24 protein-coding genes are annotated in these 22,203 nt (G+C 54.0%); 18 read left to right on the top strand and 6 right to left on the bottom strand.

Annotation, left to right across the window (positions count from 1 at the left end; all coding sequences use genetic code 11):
- Positions 1 to 317: 317 nt before the first annotated feature.
- The 6 genes from BM357_RS15580 (at position 318) to BM357_RS15605 (ending at position 5,529) form a co-directional block, all read left to right on the top strand.
- Positions 318 to 1,604, top strand: a complete 1,287-nt coding sequence (locus BM357_RS15580; protein WP_074955560.1) for an RNA-guided endonuclease TnpB family protein — start codon at positions 318 to 320, stop codon at positions 1,602 to 1,604.
- 226 nt (positions 1,605 to 1,830) lie between these two features.
- A complete protein-coding gene (locus BM357_RS15585; protein ID WP_074955564.1) occupies positions 1,831 to 2,286 on the top strand; it encodes a hypothetical protein in 456 nt (151 codons plus the stop codon).
- A 38-nt stretch (positions 2,287 to 2,324) separates the two neighbouring features.
- Positions 2,325 to 2,531 carry a hypothetical protein gene (locus BM357_RS15590; protein WP_074955567.1) on the top strand — a complete coding sequence of 69 codons (207 nt, stop codon included), beginning with the start codon at positions 2,325 to 2,327 and terminating at the stop codon, positions 2,529 to 2,531.
- Entirely contained in the window at positions 2,528 to 2,776 is a 249-nt protein-coding gene (locus BM357_RS15595; RefSeq protein WP_074955570.1) for a DUF6504 family protein, read from the top strand. The genes BM357_RS15590 and BM357_RS15595 overlap by 4 nt, the downstream gene beginning before the upstream one ends.
- A gap of 674 nt (positions 2,777 to 3,450) precedes the next feature.
- Complete coding sequence (locus tag BM357_RS15600) at positions 3,451 to 4,359, top strand: hypothetical protein (protein ID WP_139234756.1); 909 nt, start codon at positions 3,451 to 3,453, stop codon at positions 4,357 to 4,359.
- 315 nt (positions 4,360 to 4,674) lie between these two features.
- Positions 4,675 to 5,529 (top strand): ATP-dependent DNA ligase, encoded by an 855-nt coding sequence (locus BM357_RS15605; protein WP_074955576.1) that lies wholly within the window; start codon positions 4,675 to 4,677, stop codon positions 5,527 to 5,529.
- A gap of 26 nt (positions 5,530 to 5,555) precedes the next feature.
- On the opposite strand, the gene BM357_RS15610 is transcribed toward BM357_RS15605, so the two are convergent.
- The 4 genes from BM357_RS15610 to BM357_RS15625 all read right to left on the bottom strand — a co-directional run bounded on the left by BM357_RS15610 (position 5,556) and on the right by BM357_RS15625 (position 7,804).
- Positions 5,556 to 6,143 carry a PIN domain-containing protein gene (locus tag BM357_RS15610; protein ID WP_074955579.1) on the bottom strand — a complete coding sequence of 196 codons (588 nt, stop codon included), beginning with the start codon at positions 6,141 to 6,143 and terminating at the stop codon, positions 5,556 to 5,558.
- 6 nt (positions 6,144 to 6,149) lie between these two features.
- Complete coding sequence (locus BM357_RS15615; RefSeq protein WP_074955647.1) at positions 6,150 to 6,638, bottom strand: helix-turn-helix domain-containing protein; 489 nt, start codon at positions 6,636 to 6,638, stop codon at positions 6,150 to 6,152.
- 218 nt (positions 6,639 to 6,856) lie between these two features.
- Positions 6,857 to 7,054 carry an alpha/beta-type small acid-soluble spore protein gene (locus BM357_RS15620; protein WP_074955583.1) on the bottom strand — a complete coding sequence of 66 codons (198 nt, stop codon included), beginning with the start codon at positions 7,052 to 7,054 and terminating at the stop codon, positions 6,857 to 6,859.
- 504 nt (positions 7,055 to 7,558) lie between these two features.
- Entirely contained in the window at positions 7,559 to 7,804 is a 246-nt protein-coding gene (locus tag BM357_RS15625) for a hypothetical protein (protein ID WP_074955586.1), read from the bottom strand.
- 344 nt (positions 7,805 to 8,148) lie between these two features.
- Here BM357_RS15625 and BM357_RS15630 point away from each other — a divergent pair, with 344 nt between their 5' ends.
- Complete coding sequence (locus tag BM357_RS15630; RefSeq protein ID WP_074955589.1) at positions 8,149 to 8,517, top strand: type II toxin-antitoxin system RelE/ParE family toxin; 369 nt, start codon at positions 8,149 to 8,151, stop codon at positions 8,515 to 8,517.
- A 71-nt stretch (positions 8,518 to 8,588) separates the two neighbouring features.
- A complete protein-coding gene (locus tag BM357_RS15635) occupies positions 8,589 to 8,939 on the top strand; it encodes a helix-turn-helix domain-containing protein (RefSeq protein WP_074955592.1) in 351 nt (116 codons plus the stop codon).
- Between the two features lie 79 nt (positions 8,940 to 9,018).
- Here the strand turns inward: BM357_RS15635 and BM357_RS15640 are convergent, their stop codons facing one another.
- Positions 9,019 to 9,582: a site-specific integrase gene (locus BM357_RS15640; RefSeq protein WP_074955595.1), complete on the bottom strand. Its 564-nt coding sequence runs from the start codon at positions 9,580 to 9,582 to the stop codon at positions 9,019 to 9,021.
- A gap of 575 nt (positions 9,583 to 10,157) precedes the next feature.
- On the opposite strand from BM357_RS15640, the gene BM357_RS15645 reads away from it, so the two are divergent.
- Together BM357_RS15645 and tnpB are read left to right on the top strand one after the other, a co-directional pair.
- Positions 10,158 to 10,382, top strand: coding sequence for a hypothetical protein (locus BM357_RS15645; RefSeq protein WP_074955598.1), 225 nt, complete (start codon positions 10,158 to 10,160; stop codon positions 10,380 to 10,382).
- A gap of 169 nt (positions 10,383 to 10,551) precedes the next feature.
- The gene (gene tnpB, locus BM357_RS15650) at positions 10,552 to 11,664 is read left to right on the top strand and encodes an IS200/IS605 family element RNA-guided endonuclease TnpB (RefSeq protein ID WP_074955650.1); all 1,113 of its coding nucleotides are present in this window, start codon (positions 10,552 to 10,554) and stop codon (positions 11,662 to 11,664) included.
- 105 nt (positions 11,665 to 11,769) lie between these two features.
- Here the strand turns inward: tnpB and BM357_RS15655 are convergent, their stop codons facing one another.
- Entirely contained in the window at positions 11,770 to 12,060 is a 291-nt protein-coding gene (locus BM357_RS15655; RefSeq protein WP_074955601.1) for a hypothetical protein, read from the bottom strand.
- Positions 12,061 to 12,469: 409 nt separating this feature from the next.
- Between BM357_RS15655 and BM357_RS15665 the strand changes: the two genes are divergently transcribed.
- The 8 genes from BM357_RS15665 (at position 12,470) to BM357_RS15695 (ending at position 22,202) form a co-directional block, all read left to right on the top strand.
- Complete coding sequence (locus BM357_RS15665; RefSeq protein WP_074955607.1) at positions 12,470 to 14,836, top strand: type IA DNA topoisomerase; 2,367 nt, start codon at positions 12,470 to 12,472, stop codon at positions 14,834 to 14,836.
- 88 nt (positions 14,837 to 14,924) lie between these two features.
- Positions 14,925 to 15,251 (top strand): hypothetical protein, encoded by a 327-nt coding sequence (locus BM357_RS15670; RefSeq protein WP_074955610.1) that lies wholly within the window; start codon positions 14,925 to 14,927, stop codon positions 15,249 to 15,251.
- Between the two features lie 18 nt (positions 15,252 to 15,269).
- The gene (locus tag BM357_RS15675; RefSeq protein ID WP_074955612.1) at positions 15,270 to 17,183 is read left to right on the top strand and encodes a VirD4-like conjugal transfer protein, CD1115 family; all 1,914 of its coding nucleotides are present in this window, start codon (positions 15,270 to 15,272) and stop codon (positions 17,181 to 17,183) included.
- An 11-nt stretch (positions 17,184 to 17,194) separates the two neighbouring features.
- The gene (locus BM357_RS15680; protein ID WP_074955615.1) at positions 17,195 to 18,106 is read left to right on the top strand and encodes a conjugal transfer protein TrbL family protein; all 912 of its coding nucleotides are present in this window, start codon (positions 17,195 to 17,197) and stop codon (positions 18,104 to 18,106) included.
- Positions 18,099 to 18,437 (top strand): hypothetical protein, encoded by a 339-nt coding sequence (locus tag BM357_RS19955; RefSeq protein WP_175511558.1) that lies wholly within the window; start codon positions 18,099 to 18,101, stop codon positions 18,435 to 18,437. The genes BM357_RS15680 and BM357_RS19955 overlap by 8 nt, the downstream gene beginning before the upstream one ends.
- Positions 18,400 to 20,835 (top strand): TraC family protein, encoded by a 2,436-nt coding sequence (locus BM357_RS15685; protein WP_074955618.1) that lies wholly within the window; start codon positions 18,400 to 18,402, stop codon positions 20,833 to 20,835. The genes BM357_RS19955 and BM357_RS15685 overlap by 38 nt, the downstream gene beginning before the upstream one ends.
- Positions 20,836 to 20,838: 3 nt before the next feature.
- Positions 20,839 to 21,726: a glucosaminidase domain-containing protein gene (locus tag BM357_RS15690; protein WP_074955621.1), complete on the top strand. Its 888-nt coding sequence runs from the start codon at positions 20,839 to 20,841 to the stop codon at positions 21,724 to 21,726.
- 137 nt (positions 21,727 to 21,863) lie between these two features.
- Positions 21,864 to 22,202: a hypothetical protein gene (locus BM357_RS15695; protein ID WP_074955624.1), complete on the top strand. Its 339-nt coding sequence runs from the start codon at positions 21,864 to 21,866 to the stop codon at positions 22,200 to 22,202.
- The last annotated feature ends 1 nt before the right edge of the window (position 22,203 follow it).

The raw sequence follows: 22,203 nt of genomic DNA on the forward strand, positions 1-22,203 counted from the left end.
AAGTCGAGAAGTACCAGCCTGCGCGTTGGTAACACTCGACAAGGTATGGCGAGCAGCTCCTCGTCTGAAACCCGGCCTACAAAGACCAGGCCGGCAACACAACGGCCAGCAGTCCGAACGGATAAAAAGGCGAACGAGTGTTGTGGGGGATCGCAGAGTTTCAGGCCGTCCGAACGGATAAAAGGGCGAACGAGTGTTGTGGGTGGGTCAAAAGAAGCTCCGGATTGCGTCCGAACGAATGAAAGGACGCACACGAAACCTAGCGAGCACCTCCTCAACGCGGAAACATCCGGAGGCGCTCGCAGGAGGCGAACACCGTGAAACTCGTGAAAACCATGCGGTATCAGATCATCAAACCGCTTTCCTGCGACTGGGACACGCTTGGTACCGTACTCCGGGAACTCCAGCGTGACACCCACAGCGTGCTCAACAAAACGATCCAGCTCTGTTGGGAATGGCAGGGCTACAGCAGCGAGTACAAGGCGGCGAACGGCACCTATCCGACCCCAAAAGACACATTGGGCCGTTCTCTCGAAGGATACGTCTACGATCGCCTGAAGGTTCAGTTTCCGAAGATGTACACCCCGAATCTGTCGCAGACCATCCAGCGCGCCATGCTCAAATGGAGTGCAGACAGCAAGGCCATCTTCAAAGGCGAGGTATCCATTCCGTCATACAAAAAGGATGTACCCCTTGACCTCCGCAAGGACTCCATCCACATCGAGCGGCGTGGACACGATTACATACTGAGCCTTGGCCTCGTCAGCCGCGCCTACAAGAAGGAGCTGGGCTTGCCGGAATGCCAAATCGAAGTTCTCATCGGCACACCCGACAAGACCCAGCGTGTCATCCTGGCTCGCCTCTTAACGGGCGAGTACACCGTCTCCGGATCGCAGATCGTCTGGGACAAGCGGAACAGAAAATGGTTCGTCAACCTTGCGTACCACTTCGAGGCCCGCCCGGAGCAACTGGACAAAACGAAGATCCTTGGCGTAGACCTGGGCGTGGTGTTCCCCGTGTACATGGCGGTCGCAGACGGACATTTTCGCGCCGGTATCCCCGGTGGCGAGATCGAAGAGTTTCGCCGACGGGTAGAGGCCCGGAGGAGGCAGCTTCTGCGCCAGGGCAAATATTGCGGCGACGGCCGCATTGGACACGGGCGGGCCACCCGCACCAGGCCGTTGGACAAGATCGCCGACAAGATCGCGCGGTTCCGCGACACCATCAATCACAAATACAGCCGGTACGTCGTCGAAACCGCCAGGAAGCTGGGTTGTGGGGTCATCCAGATGGAGGATCTCACCGGTATCCGCGAAGAAAACCTGTTTTTGGCGAACTGGCCGTATCACGACCTGCAGCGCAAGATTGAGTACAAGGCGCGAGAATACGGCATTGAAGTCCGGTACGTCCGGCCGCAGTACACCAGCCAGCGTTGCAGCGACTGCGGATACATCCATCCGGATAATCGGCCTGAGCAAGCCAAGTTTCGATGCCTGGCGTGCGGGTTCGAGACCAACGCGGATTACAACGCGGCGCGGAACATCGCCACGGAAGGCATAGAGGAACTCATCGCTGCTGCATTGAACAAGGCAAGCGTCGTGTAACAATTCCCTTTCAAGCCGCCCCAGCGGCTTAAAATCGAGAAGTGCCCTCCACGTGAGGGTAACACTCGATGAGGTATGTGGGCCCTGTGCTCGCGTGAAACCCGGCCTACAAAGACCGGGCCGGCAACACATCAGCCAGCATCCGGACGGATGACCACGCAAGTGAGTGTTGTGGGGAACAACTCAACGGTTCGGCAACGAGATCCTCAACGAGGGGGCTGCACAATTGGAGACATCTCGTATTGATGAAATCCTGCGGGAATATTATGCCTTGCGCATGGTCGTAAACGGCTTGACAATTCTTGCGGCATCACATGGCAAAGGCATCAACTTGGGGTCCATTGAAAATGAAATTCTTTACCATCTCGGTGAAACCGCGCATATTATGCGGTCCTTCACTCCGTTGATGCTTGATGCTATACAAGCCGAGGTTCAAGACATTTCATCATCCACAATCGAAGAGAGCATCGAACTCGATAACCCTTTTGTTCTCACGCTTAGCCCTATAGACATCTTGTTAGGCCGTCGCAACTACGAGACCGATCAACAGCAAGGCGATGAATATTTAACAGAGAAAATTCGTGACTTACGGAAACGAGCCATTGCTACCTTTTTGGAGGTCTTCGATCCGGTCACGATCCGCCGAGTGCAGAAGGAGCTCGAACGTAATTCTGACATCTAAACGAGAGGCAGTCCCATTCCCCGCTGGGGGGTGAACCCATGAAACTGAACGAGGCCTTGCAAGGCCACTACTTTCAATGCTCGAACTGCAAGTCCGTCTACCGCGTAGAAGCCCAAGGTGAAGTGATCTCAGGGCCCCGCTGCCGGGACTGCAAGACCCCGATGCGCCGGATCGTCGTCAAGCAGTTCACCCTTCGCCTGGACGAACGTCCCACACGCGTTCCCGGAGGTTTCGATCTACCATGACCAGGCTCGTCCACCGGCCCATCATCGTCACCGAAACCATGCCAGACACAGGTGCTCCTGCTGTCTTCATCGACCGCGGCCACAAACACGTTGTCAAGACAGTCCTTGACCGGTGGATCGAGTCCGGCAAATGGTGGGAGGGCGAGCGTTATAGGACGGTCTACCGCGTCATGACGGACACCCTGGCGATCTATGAGCTCGAACTCCAGGGTGGTAAATGGACCCTGTATCGGGTGTATGATTGAGACAAGCCACGCCGGCCACAACCAAAACACATCAAACCGCAAGGGGTGTTCTCGCGGATATGCTGCCACCAAAGGTCATCGGCCGTTGGCAATGTGGTAGGTGTTCGAGGACGTTCACCTTAGTCAAAGACGACCGCATCAACGATGTATTCTGCCTTCATTGCCATGAAAAGAAAAACCTTACGCTTCTCTCCACCCTCACCGTACTCGACGGAAACGAGCCGGTTCACGTCGTCACAATCACTCGCGGCTCAGGGTGGTACGAAAAACTCGTCGGCGAAACATTTCGTGTCTTGCGTCGGGACAAACACGGAAATTTTATCGTCTACGAATGGGAAGAGGGCGATTACGTCTTCATCTGTCCGGAAGATTGTCGAGAGGAGTTTGTGAAGCCCTCAACCTCAACCAGCTAATATACATCCAGCCGGTAAGGTATCGTGGGCCATGTCCCCACGTGAAGCTCAGGCAACACAGACCTGAACGGCAACACACCGGTCACCATGAGAACGGACGAACACGCCAGCAAGTGTTGTGGGATGGGATGGGAAGACAATAAAAACACTCGCCAGGACATTGCCCGCGAGGGTCGGTAATCCGGGACTGTGCCTGATTACCTACACTACAGTATGCACCAACACTCCAAATGTATTCCGCGACTGTGGGGGGGGTTATCGTTGGCTTCTACGCCGTGCATCACCTATTTAGACGAGGCAAAGCATTCCGGCCGTGGCCAGCACCGGTCCATTCACCATTACACCATTGTAAGCATCACCGCCACCACTTCAGACTACCTATCGTCCATCGAGCCCCACTGGCATTCATTACGAATCAAACATGGAATTCCAGATGGACTGACATTACACTTCACGGACCTTCGACTTTTACTCCAACCTGGGCAACCTTTTCAGAAGTACAGTCCCGACTTACTTCAACTCTTTTCCAAAAGCCGTTCTCCCCTAAGCATAGAGATTGATTATCCGCGATTGTACGCCTTTTTTCTCGATGTGTTGAACTTTATCAAAGCCGAACCACTCAAAATACACGCCACCGGAATCAAGTCCGACAGGAACGGACTAATTCGACAGATTAACCTCAACTATTTCCAGGATTTTACATACCGTCCGCCATACCATGCCTTTAAGGAACACATGAATCTCATGGCCCTTTACCTTATGAATCTTTACAGTGGTACATACAACGCCCGAAACTGCTTCTTTACCAAGCTCCGCTTCGACGGTGACGTGGACTTTGGTGAAAGGGATGATGTACGAGAAGCGTTCAATCATTGCATCTCTCTAGGTACCCGTCATTTCAGACCCCAACTCGTCAAGAGGGTTTTCGATGAGATCCGGTTTATTGGAAAAAATGAAGTCGCCCAAGCAACCCCCAACGGGGGTATTACCCATGCAGGAAATGAAATCACTGACTTTCTCGCCGTCATGGTCTCTAGGTACATCTGGAACATCGACATGCACAAGACCGTCCTTGCTATTCCGGACCATCCACCATTAGACTCAATACCATTTATTCAACCGAAACTTGTAGCCTGGCAATGCCTCGACGACAATTTCTTTTGCAAATAGTACCGAAAACCGTTGACATCCTTTCTAAAAGACATTATTATTTACGACAGGCAAGCGGGAAAACCGCCTGGCTTGTCGAACCTCGCAGGCAAAGTCCCGGCGAGAACCTAAAGCAACATGGAAGCCCCAGGCACAGCCTGGGGCTTTGATGTCTCGTCCCGTTCGGTACACAGCCTGGACGAGTCCGAAATGACGTTCCCCAGACAGTGTATACAGCCGGTCAGCTAACCATACTCTTCCGTCCCTGCCATGCTTCTCCTATTGCCCCGCATTTTCAGCATGATACGGTGGAACCAGGAGGCGAGACTGTATCCCATGCGCACCCTGGCACCACCGATCCAGCCTATGTTGCTTACATCAGCCGACGCGCCGGCGAAAGGCCCGTACGTGCACCAGGTGAAGTTTGACGGCCATCGATGTATTTTGCACTATCGCTCTCGCGGTGTTCAGCTCTATACGCGTACTGGAAATGACTGTACTCGCCAGTATCCGGAGCTGCAGCTTGTTCGGTTGTGTGCGGAGTCGGCCGTGTTGGACGGAGAGATGATTGTCCTGGACCAGGGAAAGCTGTGTTTTGAGTCGGTGATACGACGCTTACGTGCTCAAAGTGAATCGACAATCAGGCGTCTGTCACAAACGATGCCAGCGCATTTTGTGGCTTTCGATGTCTTGAGTGTGGATGGCCAGGACGTGACCCGTCGCCTTCTGGAGGAACGTCTGGAGCTCTTGGAGCGTGTTGTACAGCCCTCAGAGTACATTTCGGTGTGCAAGACGTTTGATGACGGCTCTGCATTGTTCCATGCCGTAGCGAAAATGGGGCTTGAGGGGATTGTCTCGAAGAGGCTGGGTAGCAGATACGTCGTGGGCGTTCGCAGTATGGATTGGCTTAAGGTGAAGCACTACCAGTACAGGGTAGTGGATATCATCGGGATTCGCAAAGGCGAGTTCGGTTGGCTGCTTGGCGATGGAGGTCAACCACTCGGCGTGCTTGAGTTTGCTCCGCCTGTGGCACGGAAAGCTTTGATCCAGTATGCGAGAACAAAAGCCTTGGTGTACACGGAGAACAAGCACTGGCTGTTTATCCAGCCGGTCCGATGCAAGGTGAAGTTTCAGTCCTACACGAAGAACGGCCTGCTGCGCTCGGCCAGTTTTGTTCATTTCGTGGTTTGACCGACGCGGATATCGAAAATTCGCCGTTAATCACTCTGCGAATGCCCTTCGTACATCTCAAGCGCTTTTCTCGAGAATTCGGGGACTGTCTTGACGAGAGAGTTCAAGATGCCCTCGACCGTGTTCATGGGTTCATGCCGTTGGGAAGCCAAGTCTTCCAAGGTGGCAAAGAATGCGTCCGGTGACAGCTCTAGCTGATGGCACAGAAACTTGTCGGGGTGTTGGACGTCAATAGTGGCGAACTCCGGATCAAACCGAAAGTCCTTAAGATTCGCAGTTACGAGGACATCGGCACGAGCCACGATGGCTGCCGCCAGAACGTGCCGATCTTTCTCCTCATTTGGCATCGTGGGTATCAACATTTCATACATTTTCCGTGGAACCATCGCATCTGGAAACGCGTTCTCCATTTCTGAACGGACGTATTTTGCCCCAGCCCGTGCTGCCTTTAAAGATTTTGCCTTTGCTCGGTTTCCTACGTTCCGTTCCATTTCGTCCAACACATCTGGACTCCATCGTATTTGACAGATCCCTGCCTCAGCAATAGACAAAATTACATCGCGAAGCGCAGCAGGATATAAGACACAAGCATCCAAAAACGCCACAAACGCCATCGGGTTCTACTCCTTCAAAAAGTCTTGGTTGTCTTCGTCATACAACCCGAGGGCTTCGGAGACACGTACCATCTCTTGCAAATGTGCCCGGCGCAGTGCGTCCCTCGTCTTCTTGTATTCGAGCACGTCACGCATGCGTATCCGGCGATGGGAGCCAACATGGTGATACGGAATTTGGCCGCTCTCCAAAAGCTTAATCAGGTATGGACGAGACACCTGTAATAGATCCGCAGCCTGCTGTGTGGTCAATTCCTGTTCGTAATGCAGGATGGAAACGGAATTTCCTTTCGCCAATTGCTTCGCTGCCTCTAACAGCACCATAAACAAAGCGCGCGGAAGTTCAATTTCCTGTCCCTTGGCCTGATCTACCAACAAATATCTCTGTTCAGACTCCGCCACTGAACCAAGCTTGCGAACCACCTCCTTAATATTCGTGACTTCCTTCTCATCGGGGGCAATCAGGTTTCGTGTCACACTCACCGTCTTCATCGTCATCCCATACATCCCCTTCATATCCCTCAGCCATCAGCAACCTTCAATTCTCCACTTCTTCCCCGTCTTCGCGTAGTATTTACTCCCCCTAACTGAAATATACGCAACAAGTGCAATAAACGCAACCACATTTTAGCCCAAAAAAGCGCTTTTCCATCCTGCACAACGTCCCAAGCGAGTAAAAATCCTCACCCTGACGGATAGCGACCTTCGAAAACGAGCTATCGTCTAACCCGACCGAACATCTGCTGTTCAGCGAACACCACAAGCCGTTTGGTGATTTCTCCACCGACAGAACCGTTCAGACGCGCCGGGGTGTCAGGTCCCAAATCGATACCAAATTCTGCCGCGATCTCCCACTTCATCTGCTCGATGGCGTTCCTCAATTGAGCGGAAACGTACTGATTACGATTTCCCAATCTTAATCACCCTCCTGTAGAGGTTAAGTGCAATCGTATTCTGCGCAGGAGGACTTCATTGCATGCTTCCTCACACATAGCGGAAATGGAAGCCCCAAGCTAGGCCTGGGGCTTTGGTGTCTCGCGCTTCGGATCGGCTCCGCCTTATCAAGGCTATCGCCAGCTCCTCCCCGCCACAAAGGGTCGCGCTCCTTATCCTCCCTCGCTTCGCTCAGTCCGGTACCGCGCTTTTCCCCTTTGTGTGGGGTCCCCCGAGCTGGCGATTCCTCCGCCTTGGGCGGAGCCCCCCAAGGGGGCGCGCGAGACAGTTTTTTGCTTGAGCTGTGTACATTCGCCGCGGCGCGTTCCCGGAGCCGGCCATCCGCTTGGCAAGCGGCCCAGTGTGGACGAGACAGCAGATCGCAGACTTCATCCGGTCACGGTGAGTTCCCCATCAAAGCGAGGGAGCGACCGAAGCATTTCCTCAGCCGCTCCCTTCATGCCTTACCATTCGTCCGACGAGCTTCACTCCTTAATTCCCAGGTTAAACAGGCCCAGCCGGTAGCAAGCCTCCTTCACTGCTTCACGCGACATATTACAGGCCTCCGCGAGTCCCTCTATGGACTTCTCCGACAGCGTGCCAGACTCCAATGCAAAGTACACCGAGAACGCCGCCGGACCAGCCGACCGCAACACGTCAAATGCCTGCTCGATGTCGATCATGACCATGCTCTCCCCCGTCAGTCGAATGACTCGTGCGACTTCCGTCATGAAAATCCCTCCTGTATTTGTAGATCGCGCGCCCCCTTGGGGGGCTCCGCCCGAGGCGGGCGAACCACGGCTGCGGGGACCCGGCACGAAGGAAAACGGCGCGGTACCGGACTGAGCGAAGCGAGGGAGGATAAGGAGCGCCCCTTCGTGCCGGGGGCAGCCGTGGTAGCCTGGGCCGAGGCGGAGCCGAACAAAAGCGCGATTCCTACGGGTCGATGTTATAGGATGGAGAGTATTTAGATTTCACAGATGGAAAACGATGTAAAATGGGTTGCCCAAATATAACGCGTGTGTTATAATTACCGCGTAGAAGGTCATACTATGGAGAAAGGCAGGGCACCCTCGTGACTTACGACATCGTGTTCTACGTGGATGCCCGTGGCCGAAGTCCAGTGTATGAGTTCCTGAAGGACCTTTCGACGAAGGCAGCTCAGGGGAAAAAGGATGCGGTGTCGTTAAAGAAGCAAGTCGACTTGCATCTGGAAATCCTCAAGACGTACGGGACAAGAATCGGGGAACCGTACGTGGATTACCTGGGCGACGGCATCTGGGAACTCCGTCCTGGCAGTCATCGGATTCTCTTCGTGGCGTGGTCCAATGGACGGTTCGTGCTGCTGCACGAATTTCGAAAGACGACACGAAAAACGCCACGGAGAGAAATCGAAAAAGCGAAGCGAGAGCTGGCCGACTGGATCGAACGGCACGGGAAATGAGGGGGGAACTCCCCCCTCCCCCCACGGGGACATAGAGGGTGTTCAAAAAAAATACTGGGAGGGTATGTACAATGCACGAAGAGAGGCGGGGGATCTCTAATGTTAGAGACGACGGTCTCCTGCACTGGGATGATGTTCGAAAGGACCTCTACACCGAAGAGGAGCGCCGAGAGACAGACCGTATCGTACAACTCATTGGGGCACTTGTCATGCGCCGCAAGAGTATTGGCCTAACACAAGAGGAGCTTGCGAAGCGGACGGGTCTGAAACAATCCGCTGTTGCAAGACTGGAGAGTGGAAACACTGTCCCGAAACTGGACACGTTGATCCGAGTTGCCGACGCGCTCGACCTCAATCTCACGCTAGAACCGAAAAATGATCACGGGCGTGAAGAGGCTGCGGCTATGACGGTTTATTCCTGACCGTTGAACGGCAGTTCAAGGTATCAATCCGGCCGTGGGGAAGCCTTCCCTCCGGCCGATTTCGTGTTATATGCCCCCATCACAAATTGACCGTCAAATACACATCGTCGATCTCGTCCTGTTGAATCCCAATGTACCGTAGCGTTATCGCCGGGGAGCTGTGGTTAAAGAGCTTCTGCAGAAGGACAATATCCTGTCCTTGTCGGTACGCATGGTACCCGAACGTCTTCCGAAGGGTGTGCGTGCCGATCCGTTCCTTAATCCCCACCATTCGAGCAGCTCGGTTTAGGATTCGCCAGGCCTGCTGCCGCTGCAAGGCCCCTCCCTTTCGACTCATGAATAACGGTTCATCCTCGCTCCCAATATCTCGACTGGCCAGGTACTCCTGTATCGCCTTCTTCGCGTTTGGGCTCAGTGGAAAGTCCTTCATCTTCCCGGTTTTCCGCTCCCGCAAACTGATTCGATCCTTCACCTTCCCCGATTCCCACACATCCGCCACCTTTAGACTCAACAGGTCCGACACCCGCAGACCTGAATTGATGCCCAACACAAACAGCAGCCAGTCCCGCAAATTCGATCCGCGGAGCACCCTTTTCATCGCTTCGATCTGTCTTCTGTCACGAATTGGCTGCACGAACTCCATATCAAACACCGCCCAACTCATGATACATATCATCAGTCTAACACAAGTTTTGTATCATTCATCACCACCGCTTCCCGCTCACTCGTATCCGAAGTGCCGAAAATCCCTTATGTGGCTTAGGATCTCGGGTTTCTGCTGAATGCAACACAATGCGATTGTGTATCATTGTACACGACAACTTAAAAGGCTGTGATCATACACAGCCAATCCTCACCCTTACAAGAGATCCCGCGCTTCATCCCACGATTAAAACCGTGGGCTTTCGCGCGGAATTTCTGTAAATCCTCGCGCACCTCAATCCGAAAACACGTTCGCCCAATCTATTGCCATGATTCTCCGGTTTGTGATAGAATGTTCCCAACAAATGAATCGGCTCGGCACATAAAAAGCCCCTGCTGGTGCGGGAACACCAACAGAGGCGCGTGCCTCTCTCAGATACAGGCTGAGAGAGACTTGGGAATATTGTACCTGTCCTTTGGGTACATGTACAACCCCTGTCTTCGGTATGTACTACCGGTTTCTCGGCTTGCGCTGGGAAGCCGGTTTTCATTTTGTGAACGGACAGGGGGATGGACATGGACCGCTTCACAAGTACGGCACTGATCGACACCGAACAGGCGTATGAGGTGCTCACCACGGCAGGACCCGACGCGTTTGCGATCTACTTTATCCTCGAGGTCCTCAAGGATCGAGCTGGGATCACCGTCGAGGCCCTGGCGCAGCTTAGCAATATCCCTGTTGCGGCAGCGGAGAAGGCCTGTTACCGCCTCGGTCTCGTGCAACTTGGAATTGAACAATGACCGATCTCCTCGCGCAGACCCAGCGGCGCAAAGCCGACGAAGTGCTGCCCTGTGCGGAAGCGGCACTCGGCAAGGTATGGCGAGCAGCTGCTCGTCTGAAATCCGGCCAAGTGTCCAGTGATACGATTCGCCGATATGTCGAAGCCCAGAAGAAGCGCGGGTGAGCAACATGCACAAAGCCTTTTCCTTTCGCCTCTATCCAAACAAAGAGCAGGAGCGGCAAATTCGACGCACGATCGGGTGTTGCCGGTTCGTGTTCAACCATTTCCTCGCTCGCCGGAAAGAAGTCTATGAACGGGACGGTACTACCCTGAACCAGTACGCCTGTATGCGGGAATTGCCTGAATTGAAACGGCAGTACCCTTGGCTTCAGGAAGTGGACTCTACTGCCCTGCAACGAGCCGTGGAAGAACTGGAAGATGCCTTCCGGCGGTTCTTCCGGGAGAAGAAAGGCTACCCACGCTTCAAGAGCAAGAAGCACCCGAAGCAGTCCTATACGTCCAAACGCAATGGCAGAGAGGATGACAAAGCGACCATCCGCATTGCAGGCAACCGGATTCGGATCCCGAAAGTGGGATGGGTGAAGTTTGCTAAATCCTGCGAAGTACAGGGACGCATTCTCTCTGCTACAGTGCGAATTGCTCCGTCAGGCAAATTCTTCGTCTCTGTGTTGGTGGACACGAAGATTCAGCCTCTGAAGCCAAGGACAAATGCTGTTGGCATTGACCTTGGACTGTTGGATTTCGCCGTTCTCAGCACTGGAGAGAGGATCGCAAATCCTAGACACCTCCGGAAACTCGAAGAGAAACTGAAACGATGGCAGCGGATTCTTTCCCGTCGGAAGCCGGGCGGGAAGAACCGGGAGAAGGCCCGGCTGAAAGTGGCCCGGCTTCATGAGAAGGTTCGAAACGCGAGACTTGACTTCCTGCACAAGTTGTCCACCATGCTGATTCGCGAGAACCAAGTGATGTGCTTGGAGGATTTGCGTGTGCGGAACATGCAGCAGAATCACCGCCTGGCTAAAAGTATTGCCGACGCCAGTTGGTCGGAATTACGGAGGCAACTGGAGTACAAAGCGAAATGGTATGGTCGGCAGGTGGTGTTCGTGTCGCCTATCTTCCCTTCCAGCCAACTTTGCTCCAATTGCGGACACCGTAACACTGAGACAAAAGACTTGTCTGTCCGGAAATGGGCGTGCCCAATGTGCGGCGAAATACACGATCGGGATATTAACGCCGCAAGAAACATTCTCCACGAAGGATTGCGTCTTTTGTCCGCCTGAGCGGACTCAACCGTGGGACACACGGGGATAGCTTGGGGCCTCTCGGCAGAACTCCTGGTTGCAGGAGTGCTTCCAAGAATCCCACGGCTTTAGCCGTGCGGAGTGTCAATCGTTTTCTAAATCCAGAAATGCCTCAATCGCCACGTTGATGAACGTCTTCTGTGTATATCCGTGTCGCGCACAGTACTGTTTCATCCGCTTGTGCAGACTCTTGCGGATCTCAAACGTCCGTTTCTCGTATTCCTCCTCCTCACTTTCCATGAAGTGCACCAGTTCGCGTACAATGGCCTCGACCGCATCGCGGTCCTCCCTATCCATCGCCTCCCTCAGCCGCTCTATGATGCCAGATGCCTTTATTCGATTCGTCAGTTCCGTTTCATGCAAATCCCGCTCCACCGCATTACCTCCGCTCGTCCGATCTCCCGTGTCATATCCATCTTGTTCCACACCCCGTATTGAAAACCCTTTATCTCCTTACCCCTGTCTTGCGGGGTGCATCTCTATACATCTATTCTGCCCTCGTCATCACCACATTTATATCATGTATTGTCGCCCATCACATGAAAACAAGTTAATAAAACTTGTCATACATCATATATAGAGGTATACTATTTGCACAAACTGGAGCCCGATGGAGGGATCCTCATGCAACTCGCCTTGGTTATCCTGCTCCTCGCCCCAATTCCAATACTCGCTGTCCTGATGTGGCGTATTTATTCACTCCAACGGGCCATGGCTGATCTCACACACCGGCACACCCGCAACACCCTGCACGCCGTCGCTGAACTTCTTCGGGGGGATGATAATGCGCCTAATCGTCGCTGAGAAACCCAGTGCCGCACAGGATTTCGCCACTGCTCTCGGGGCTCGGTTCAACAAAGACACCCAGGCCTACGAATGCCATGAGTACAGGATCGTACATCTCCGTGGACACCTTTTGGCACTCAAAGGTCTTCAGGAGCTCTACGAAGTCTTCCAAGGAAAATGGGACCGTTCGATCCTCGACCACTTGCCCGTCTTCCCTGATCTTGCCCACAAGTCCATGTACAAGGTCACGGACCAGGCATTACTCAAAACCGTTACCAAACATCTACTCGATCCCGCGATCGACACGGTCATCAATGCTTGCGATCCCGGGCGGGAAGGAGAGCTCCTATTTTGGGAGGTATATCAGTACGCTGGTTGCGACAAGCCCGTCCTGCGCTTTTGGGAGTCCGAGTCCCTGTCCCGCCCGGTGGTGCTCAGAGGCCTCCAAAATCTCAAGGGACCAGACTTTTGGGAGCCGCGCCGAAAAGCCGCGTACGCCCGCCAACAAGCGGACTGGTACGTCGGAATGAACCTCACCGTCGCTTACTCGGCCATGGCCGGCACGCTCTACAGCGTCGGCCCCGTCCAAACACCCACACTCGCCCTTGTCGTTGGCGTAGACGACGCCATTGAAAACTTCCCGTCCATCCCGTACGCCGAAATCGAGGTCTATTTTCCAGGCTTCACTGCCCGCTACAAGCCGCTAGCTCCAAAATATCCTGACCACCCGTACAGCCTCGATGAAAAGGAGGCCCAAGAATGGCTGGAATACTTTCTCCAGTGTCAGACAGCGCGAGTCGAATCCATCGAAACCACGTCTACCACCGTCGCGCCGCCACTGCTCTACAGTCTCACCACCCTGCAGGTGGACGCCAATCGTAAATTCGGGTTTTCAGCGTCCGCCACTCTGAAAATTGCACAGAAATTGTACGACGAGCACTACTTGAGCTATCCCCGCACCGACTCTGAGGTCATCGGCGACTCCATGCTGACGATGGTGAACACCCTCGCACAGCAACTCGCCCAACATTACGGCTTTCAGTACGGCGAATTGCATTTTACCGAACGAAACGTCAACAACGCCAAGCTCACTGATCATCACGCCTTGCTGCCGTTGAAGCCGCTTCCGGAGACCGCTTCCGAAAGCGAGAAGAAGATCTATAACCTGGTTCTCATCCGCTTCTTTCAGGCCTTCGGTCTGCCGGGCATGGACCAGAAGATCAAGGTCACTCTCAAGGTCGTGAACACCCTCGACGCTCCCCAGTTCGAAGCAACAGGGCGCGTCCAAACCGAGCCTGGATGGCGCCAGCTTGGACATGCCCCATCCCAGGATGAGGAGGATAACCAGGTGCACGAAGCCCTTTTTAAGTTGCGCCAGGGCCAAGTGCTCAAGTTCGTCGACCGTCCGAAGCTATTGCACAAAACCATCGAGCCGCCCAAGCGCTACACCGAGGCAACCCTCCTCAAAGCCATGGCGAACATCGCCAACACCATCCAAGACGAAGAACTCCGACAGGCCATGAAGGCAGTTGGCGGTCGCCTGGGGACACCCGCCACTCAAGCTGCCATCATCGACTTGTTGTTACGTCGCGGCTATCTTCAGAAGAAGAAAAAATCTCTCATTTCCACGCCGCTTGGACGAGCAGTCATTGCTACCGTGGCTCCCGAGCTCCGGAATGCTGTCCAGCGCGCCAGGATGGAGCAACTCCTTAACGACTTCACGAACCCTGATGCAGTCGATACGTACCTCAAAGATGTCTTCGAGCTCGTGCAACGCAACGTCTCTTTTTGCAAAAAAGCCGATTCTAGCTTCCTCAAGCTGCCAAAGGTCGGCGTCGCCTGCCCCTTTTGCGATGCTCACGCCGACATCGTTGACAAGGGCCGGCTCTACGCCTGTGCCAACACGGACTGTTCGTTCAAGATTCCCAAGGTCTACAACGGATACTCCCTCAAACCGAAAGACATCCAGGACCTCGTAACTCACGGCCACACGACCATCCTAACCTTCAAAACAAAAGACGGCAGGCGGACGTATCAGGCAAAACTCGTCCTCGACGGTCAGCGCGTATCCATCGCGTTCCCCACCGTCGAAGAGCGCAGCCTCGGGAGCTGTCCCATGTGCACAGATGGCATCGTGTACTCCAAAACGCCCAAGATCTGCGGCTGCAACCGTTGCGACTGGGTCCTCTTTCGCACGGTCGCCGGCGTCAATCTTACCGATGCCCAGATTCGACGGCTGCTCGACCGCAAGTCCATTCCCAACATTAAAGGATTCAAAAAGAAGGACGGTACGACATTCGCCGCAGGCTTGCAACTCGACGAGAAAGGAGCGATTCGATTCACCAAGTCGAATTCCGGTTCATAGTCAGTCCATCCATCGAATAATGGCACGTCTCTTGCCCTATATGGTATTTATAACTTGTATACAATATTTTATAACAAGGAGGATCTCTATGAAGTCCATCAAGCGCATCGCGTCCGCGATCATCACCACGGCCACTTTTCCCGCCAGTGTCGCTATGGCTGCCCCAACGAGCCTAGACCAGGGGATTACCACAACTCAAGACCTCATTGGTCAGGGCGTCCAATGGTTTCTCATCCTTTTTACGGCCGGTGCGGTCGGTTTCATCATCCGGGCCGGCCTCAAGATCAGTGGTGCCGACGACGAGGCCGACATGAAACAAGGCAAGAAGATGCTCGGACGCTCCATCGGTGGCCTCATCATTGGCATCCTCGGCAATGCTATCGTCGCGTACGTGCGCAACGCCTACGGCATGTAAACGAAAGGAGGCCTCAACGTGCAAGACCGGACTCTCTGGCTACGCATTGGAGCCATTGCTTCTTTAACCTTCGTCATCTTTGCCGGACTCACAACTCTTGCAGGAGCGTTCCAGGAGGCGGTCTTGCACTTGAGGCACCTCACCACCGCCGACCTGGTCCAGATAAAAACCCATGCCGAACATGGAACGTATCTCCTCTGGGCCTTTACACACCCGCAGGAGTGGACCAACCTTGCCCTCCTCGCAACGGGCGTGTTCGTCCTGTGGCAGTCCATTCGTCTCTACCGCTCTTACAGCGATACACGCAAAAAGTACAAGCAGCGCCACGGATATGCCAGTCACGGTACCGCCCACTGGCAGGAGAAACATGAGACCAGGGCTCTCTACCATCGGGATAACAAGGGCATCCTTTTGGGAGACTACGACAAGGCCGTCTACCGGCCGCTACCGGATGAGGCCTTCCACAATCCGCGGATTGCCACCTATAGCGTGCATCCGTTTGCGTCGCAACTTAATCAGCAGTACATCATCTTCGGACCGCCTGGAAGCCAGAAGACCACAGGTTTCATCCTGCCCAACATCTTTCATCTGGCTCAGCTAGGTCTGTCCATGGTGGTGACCGACCCGAAGGGCGAGCTGTACGAGCTCACAGCCGAATATGCCCGCCAACGCGGTTACAACGTCCTTGTCCTTGACTACCTGTGGTTTAAGTACGGCCACCGGCAAAATCTTCTCCATTACATCTACGCCGAAGAACAGTATGCAGAACTCGCTTCGATGTACCTCTCCGCCACTCGAAACGAGGGTGATCAACGTGATATCTGGGAGGGCAAGGCTCAGGAGCTCATGACGGCCTTGATCGGGTACGTCCATCAAGTGTTTCGGGAGAAGGGGACTCTCACGGACGTTTACAATATGCTTGCTCTCGTTGCCAACAATCCTGACAAACTTCTACATCTCTTCAAAAAGAACGGTGTACACGGCGCGCCTATGCTGCTCATCCAAGGCATTCTCGGAGGTGCCAAAGCCGAAGCCATGATGGCCAGCGTCGTGGGCACCCTGAGCGAAAAACTCAATCTCTTCACGCTGAGCAACGTCCAAGCGCAGACTTCTGCAACAGACTTTGATCTAAGCCGCATCGCTGATGAAAAGACCATTCTGTACGTCTGGATCAGTGACTCTCAAAAGACGTACGCGCCGATCATCAGTGTTTTTTGGACCGTACTGTTTACGGCCCTCTACGAACGAGCGCGTCAGAATCGGGGCTCACTCCCAAATCCTGTTGTTTGCCTCATGGACGAGATGGGCAACATTGGCAAGATTGCAGACTTTGACGTCAAACTCACGACGATGCGTAGCCGCAAGATTTATCCAATGATGATCTGGCATTCCTATCCCCAGTTAAAACTCAAGTACGGCACCGACTACGCCGACGCGATCATGGGTGCTTGCGACACAAAGATCATTCTGGCCTGCGGTGACATGCCAACCGCCGAACTCGTGAGCAAAATTCTCGGTGATACCACCATTGAGACGCAAAGCAAAAGGGCAAGCCGCACCATCCTCGTCGACACAGCCCAGGCCACAAATCAATTCACCGGGCGACGACTGCTCCAGCCCGCCGAACTCATGGCCCTTGACCGCCGATTCAGCGTAGTAATCCAGAGCGGCCGGCCGCCCGTACTCCTCAACAAATTGCAATACCGCTACTGGGAGTACGAAATCTGCCCGCATGCTTCGCTCGATGACCTGCCCTCTTACGGTCTGGAGTCCAACGTATCCGCCGATGCGCACCCTCCTGCCGCCAACTTCGAGAGCACGGAGAGCACGGCAACCGAAGAGAATGGTCCGGACGAAGATCAGCAAACGGAGCCAGTTATCGTCGCTGAGTCACAGCCACAACCACAGCCCAAGGCATCCCGTTACATTTAGGAGGTTCGTCTATGTCATGGTTAGCCCAGCAGTTTACCAACATGATCACGACCTTCCTTGATAACGTCATCAACGACCTCTTGAAATTCATCATGAGCATTTTGAATGAATTACTCGTCAATCCCATCCAAATGAACGCTTTACCTGGCTTTGACGCGATTATCGCGTGGATACAGTACCTTTGTTCGCTTGCTCTCGCATTCGTCTTGGTGAAGGAACTGTTCCTCAACCAGTTAGAAGAGCTTGGGGACAGCGCCGTCTCGCCTCTTGTGATCCTAAAAAACACACTCATAGCTGCTGTGCTTATTTGGCTCAGTCCAATGCTCATCACGGATGTTCTAATACCCATCACGTTGGAACTCATCGATATCGTCAACGCGACCATTGGCAGCACACCAAACTTAACCGTCGACCTCAGTTCAGGCCTCGCCATTGGTACGTCTGGCGTCAGCGCTGTCCTGCTCCGGATAGCGCCCGAAATCGGGCCCTGGAGCGGCCTTCTTGTCACTGCCATTATCCTGCTCGCAGTACTCATCATCGGCGTTCAGGCTGGCCTGCGCTGGGCAGAGCTATACTTCTTGGCCCTCGTTGGCCCCATTCTCGCACTGAGCAAGGCGAGTTTCAGTAACTCCTGGAACCTCTGGCTCCGGGAAACAGTCGCTACAACTCTATCGCAGATCGTTCAGTACTTCGGCTGTGTCATGGCATTGACCGTCCTCGCACATCCCGACTTCATGGATCGTGCCAACGGTCTACCCATCGAAGCAGCGCTCAAGATTCTCATGATTATTGGATTCCTCATTTTTGCCATTGCTGGCCCTCGTACCCTCCGCGGAATTATCTCCGCCGGTAACCAAACAGGTCTCCGGGCTGTCGGGTCGATCATTCAAACTGCCGCGAAGGGAGTGAAACTCGGTGTCTAACCCAAAACCTACGACTGTGTACCGAATCCCCAAAAACATCCGCACCAAACTCACGCTTTGGCGCCTGGATGTCACGGGCTGGATCATCTTTTCTCTCGTCGTCATTCTGGCCATCCTCTTCGTGTTCCTTGGTACACACCAACTCGGGTGGCTGGCCAAGAAATTTGCAATCGCTGCGCTCGTCGTCTTTCTAACCTGGATCGCCCTATCAGATGAAACGCTGCTCTCAGCTCTACGACAAGTCCGCTACCACAGAAAACACGCCACCATGCTACGTTGGAGGAGTGATCCGAATGCTGTTCTTCAAAAAATCCAAGGCCGCCGCCAGTAACAAGCAATCGTCGTTTGCTGAAGTTTTTCCTGTGGCCGAGGTGGGGGCAGACTACTTCAAGCGGAAAGATGGACGCTTCTGTGCTTGCATGTCGGTCACGCCCGTCAATATGGCCCTTTTGGAGGACGAGGAGGCAGACCGGGTTGTTCAGGCACTTCGAGAGGCCTTAAATGCAGCTCCCGAACGCATTCAAATGCTCGTCTCCAGTGAGCGCCTGAACCTCGATGACTACATCTCCTATCTTCAGACTTTCCTTGACGACGCGGCCGACGCCGCTCAGTTCGAGCGCATCCAATCCATGATCGACTACATCCGGGGCCGATCTGTGCAAAACGAAAAGGTTCTCAAGTTTTACCTGGTAATCCAGAGTCAGTTCGAGAAAGAGGCACCTGCTTTGGCGGAACTCGCCGACCTGTGTAAACAGATCAACGACATTCTCAAGAACGAGTCCATCACCACCCGACGGCTCACCAAGCAACAGCTCCTCGCCCTCTGGTACCAGAAGCTGAATCCCAATACATCCTTGGTCGAGCCGCCAAAACCCAACATGGAGCTACCTGACATATATCCCGCCCTCTTCGATACGAAGAGCAGCCCACGGTATTACATTCTTGATGAGACCTACTGCAAGAGCTTCACGATCATTTCGTACCCGACCAAACAGTCGCGGGCAGGGTGGCTTGCGCCTGTTTCGCAACTTCCCATCGACGTGGACATTAGCATCACATTGGCCGCGACGGACAAGGAAAAGATTCTGCAGGCCTTTAACAAGTCCATCCGCACCATTCGCTTTGCGAAGTCAACCAATAAACGCGACGCGTTGCAGCAAAAGAAGCTCGAACGACAAGAGGCCGATGCGGAGTACATCCTGGAGCTCCTCACCAATGAAAATGAGGCGCTGTTCCAGGTTACCACCGTTCTCACTATCCGGGCCAATTCCCTCGAGGAGCTACAGCACGCCGAGAAGAGCCTGCGTACCCGCATCAGCTCCAAGCAGATGGCTTCCCGCCCTCTACTGCGCTGGGCGCAGCAACCACTTTGGTACACGCTGCCGCTCTGTTACAAAGGTGATCTGGAGAAAGTGATCTACTACAATCTTCCTGCTGAAAGCCTGGCCAGTATGCAACCATACAACTCCTCCACCCTCGCTGCCAATGACGGTTTCGTCCTCGGTGAAAACAGCCAGTCTCACGACCTGGTGATCCTCGGGAAAGGTGTACGCGAGGTCTATCCCCACATGATCGTTCTCGGGGTTACAGGCTCAGGCAAATCCTATTTTTTGTTTTACAAAGTCCTCCGGCACTTGGACCAAAATGAGCACGTCATTGATATGGACGTCGAGCGCGAACGCGCGACGATACCCGGAAATCACATCTACTTTGGGCTTAACCACAAAAACACCGTAAATCCCTTCCACATTCGCTCTGCCGTGGTGGACACAGATGAGCGGACGACGGTCACACCCACGACCGCTGGAGATTACCTCCGCCTCAAGATCGGCCATCTGCTGACCTTTTTCCGCTGGATTCATCCGGAGATGAACGCCATCGACGAGGCAGCGCTCCAAAAGGCTATGATCCAGGCGTATCAGCAGAAAGGTCTCACATTTGACTCGACCACCATCCCTGACGATCCAGAAGCCTTTCCGACGATGTCGGATCTCGTGACCTATTTGCGCGACATGCCTCAAACTGACAGGTTGCTCCTGGCTCTCGACCCGTATCACGGTGACGGTGTGTATGCCCGCATGTTTGACGGCCCGACCAACTGGAGCTACACCTACCAACGCACCGTGACCCGTGGCTCTCAGTCCGTCGTGCAGGAAGTCATCTACCCATATACGCGCCTGGACATCCGCGATCTGTACGATACGGACACACCGGCACTCCGTCCCCTCATGCACCTGTTGGTTCACGACATGTGGGAGTTTATGAAGCGGTATCCGAAGGTGCCCAAGAACATGATCATCGACGAAGAGCACGTCCTCGCGGACCCCCGTAATCCTCAAAGCCTCGACTTCATCTACAAGATGGTCAAGCGTGGGCGTAAGTACGGGGTTTATCTCACTGGGGCCACTCAAAATGTGGGCGACTTTCTTCGGACGTCCAAAGACCTGCCGGAGCCGCCTGGCCAAGCCATCATCACAAACTCGCAAGTCAAGCTCTTGCTGCGCATGAACAAGCAGGAGATCGAGAAGATCGCTGAATTCGAGACGTTGTCCGAACGGGAAAAAAAGCTTCTCGCCGGTGGAAAGGACCCCGAAGCTACGCGTGGTCAAGGCATTCTCATCGTGGGCGGCCAACACGCAGAAATTCGCACCTTTATGACGCCGCTGGAGCTGCGTCAGTACGACCCCGAGCGGTACCACGCACTTTACGGGATCGAACAGGAGGCGTGACCATTGACCCGACACCTCCTGCCCGCCGCCATTCTTGCGGTCGGTCTTCCCATCATCCTATTTGCTGGGGCATTTACGGCACTCATGCCGTCCGGATCGCCTGACGTCATTCAACGATTCCAGGACATCACGGCAAAGGTGTCCACGCAAATCAACTGGATGGATGTTTATATGTTCGAGTACTTTGTTCGACAAAATGACTTCGAAAATATCACCGACACTGACATCGAGAATGCCGCTCGGCGCTTCATCAAACAGAAACGTGTCCGTGTAACTGGGTCCGATGGTAAGGCGGAATATGACACCGAGACTATCATTCTCAGTCTCCTCGACGTGATGACTCAAGCCGGATACACCCACGATGACTACGAGATGGCCATATCCCTAGAAGAGATTCTTCGAGGAGCAGATATGCCCGCCGGCCCAATCGGAGACATCTCCGTACCGGAGCTGCGTTATACACCCATTCCGCCCGAAAAACTTTACGACTACGTTCACCAACGCGGCTCCATTTTTACTTTGCAAGACATCCAGACCATTGAGGCTGCTGCCCAGGCATACGATATTAACCCGGCACTTCTCATCGCCATCACCGGCCAGGAGGAGAGTTTCGTGCCTGCTAACTGGCCCAATGCGCAGCAGATACGAAACAATCCTTTCAATGTCTACCACTCCTGGCAGGAATACAACACCACTCTCGCAGACTCGGCGATGATCGCGGCGAATACCATCTATCATAAACTCCTCAATCCTCCGCCTCAGAACGAGGATGCCATCCAGTGGCTGAACGACCCACTCAACCCTTGGGGTATATACGCCGAGGACCCTCACTGGGCCTACGGCGTCGAGGACATCTTCCACAGTATAGAGGCTTACATCAACAGCCATTAAACCATAGGGCCACGTTCAGCGTGGCCTATCGTTTGCTCTCATACAACAAGAAAATAAATATGGTTATCATAATGTACTTGTATATAAATTTTTATAGTGGTATCATGATGGCAGATTACAACACGGGAGGTCAATAGATGCACGGGCAGAAGATCAGTCTTTACCCCGACGAGATCCTGCTGGAGCTCATGCAAAATTTCACGCTGCCCACCTGGACACTTCTTGAGATCCTGGCTGGTCTCGTAGACGAGACGGGAGAACAGGTGGCCAATCCGAAGCCGGTCACACTCACGATGATGCAGCTCGCCGACCGAATCAAAATCAGCCCGCAGCATTTTCGTGTCCACGTGGCGATGCTCCAAGGGGCCAACGCCATCCGCGTCAATGCCGGCTTCGCCGACGCTCGGACAAAAGACGTTGAGATCACGGAAAACGGGTTAAGGATGCTACAACTTCGCGAGCACAGGGGGAATTAAG

The sequence above is a fragment of the Paenalicyclobacillus macrosporangiidus genome (assembly GCF_900116805.1).
Classification (GTDB): Bacteria; Bacillota; Bacilli; order Alicyclobacillales; family Alicyclobacillaceae; genus Alicyclobacillus_H; species Alicyclobacillus_H macrosporangiidus.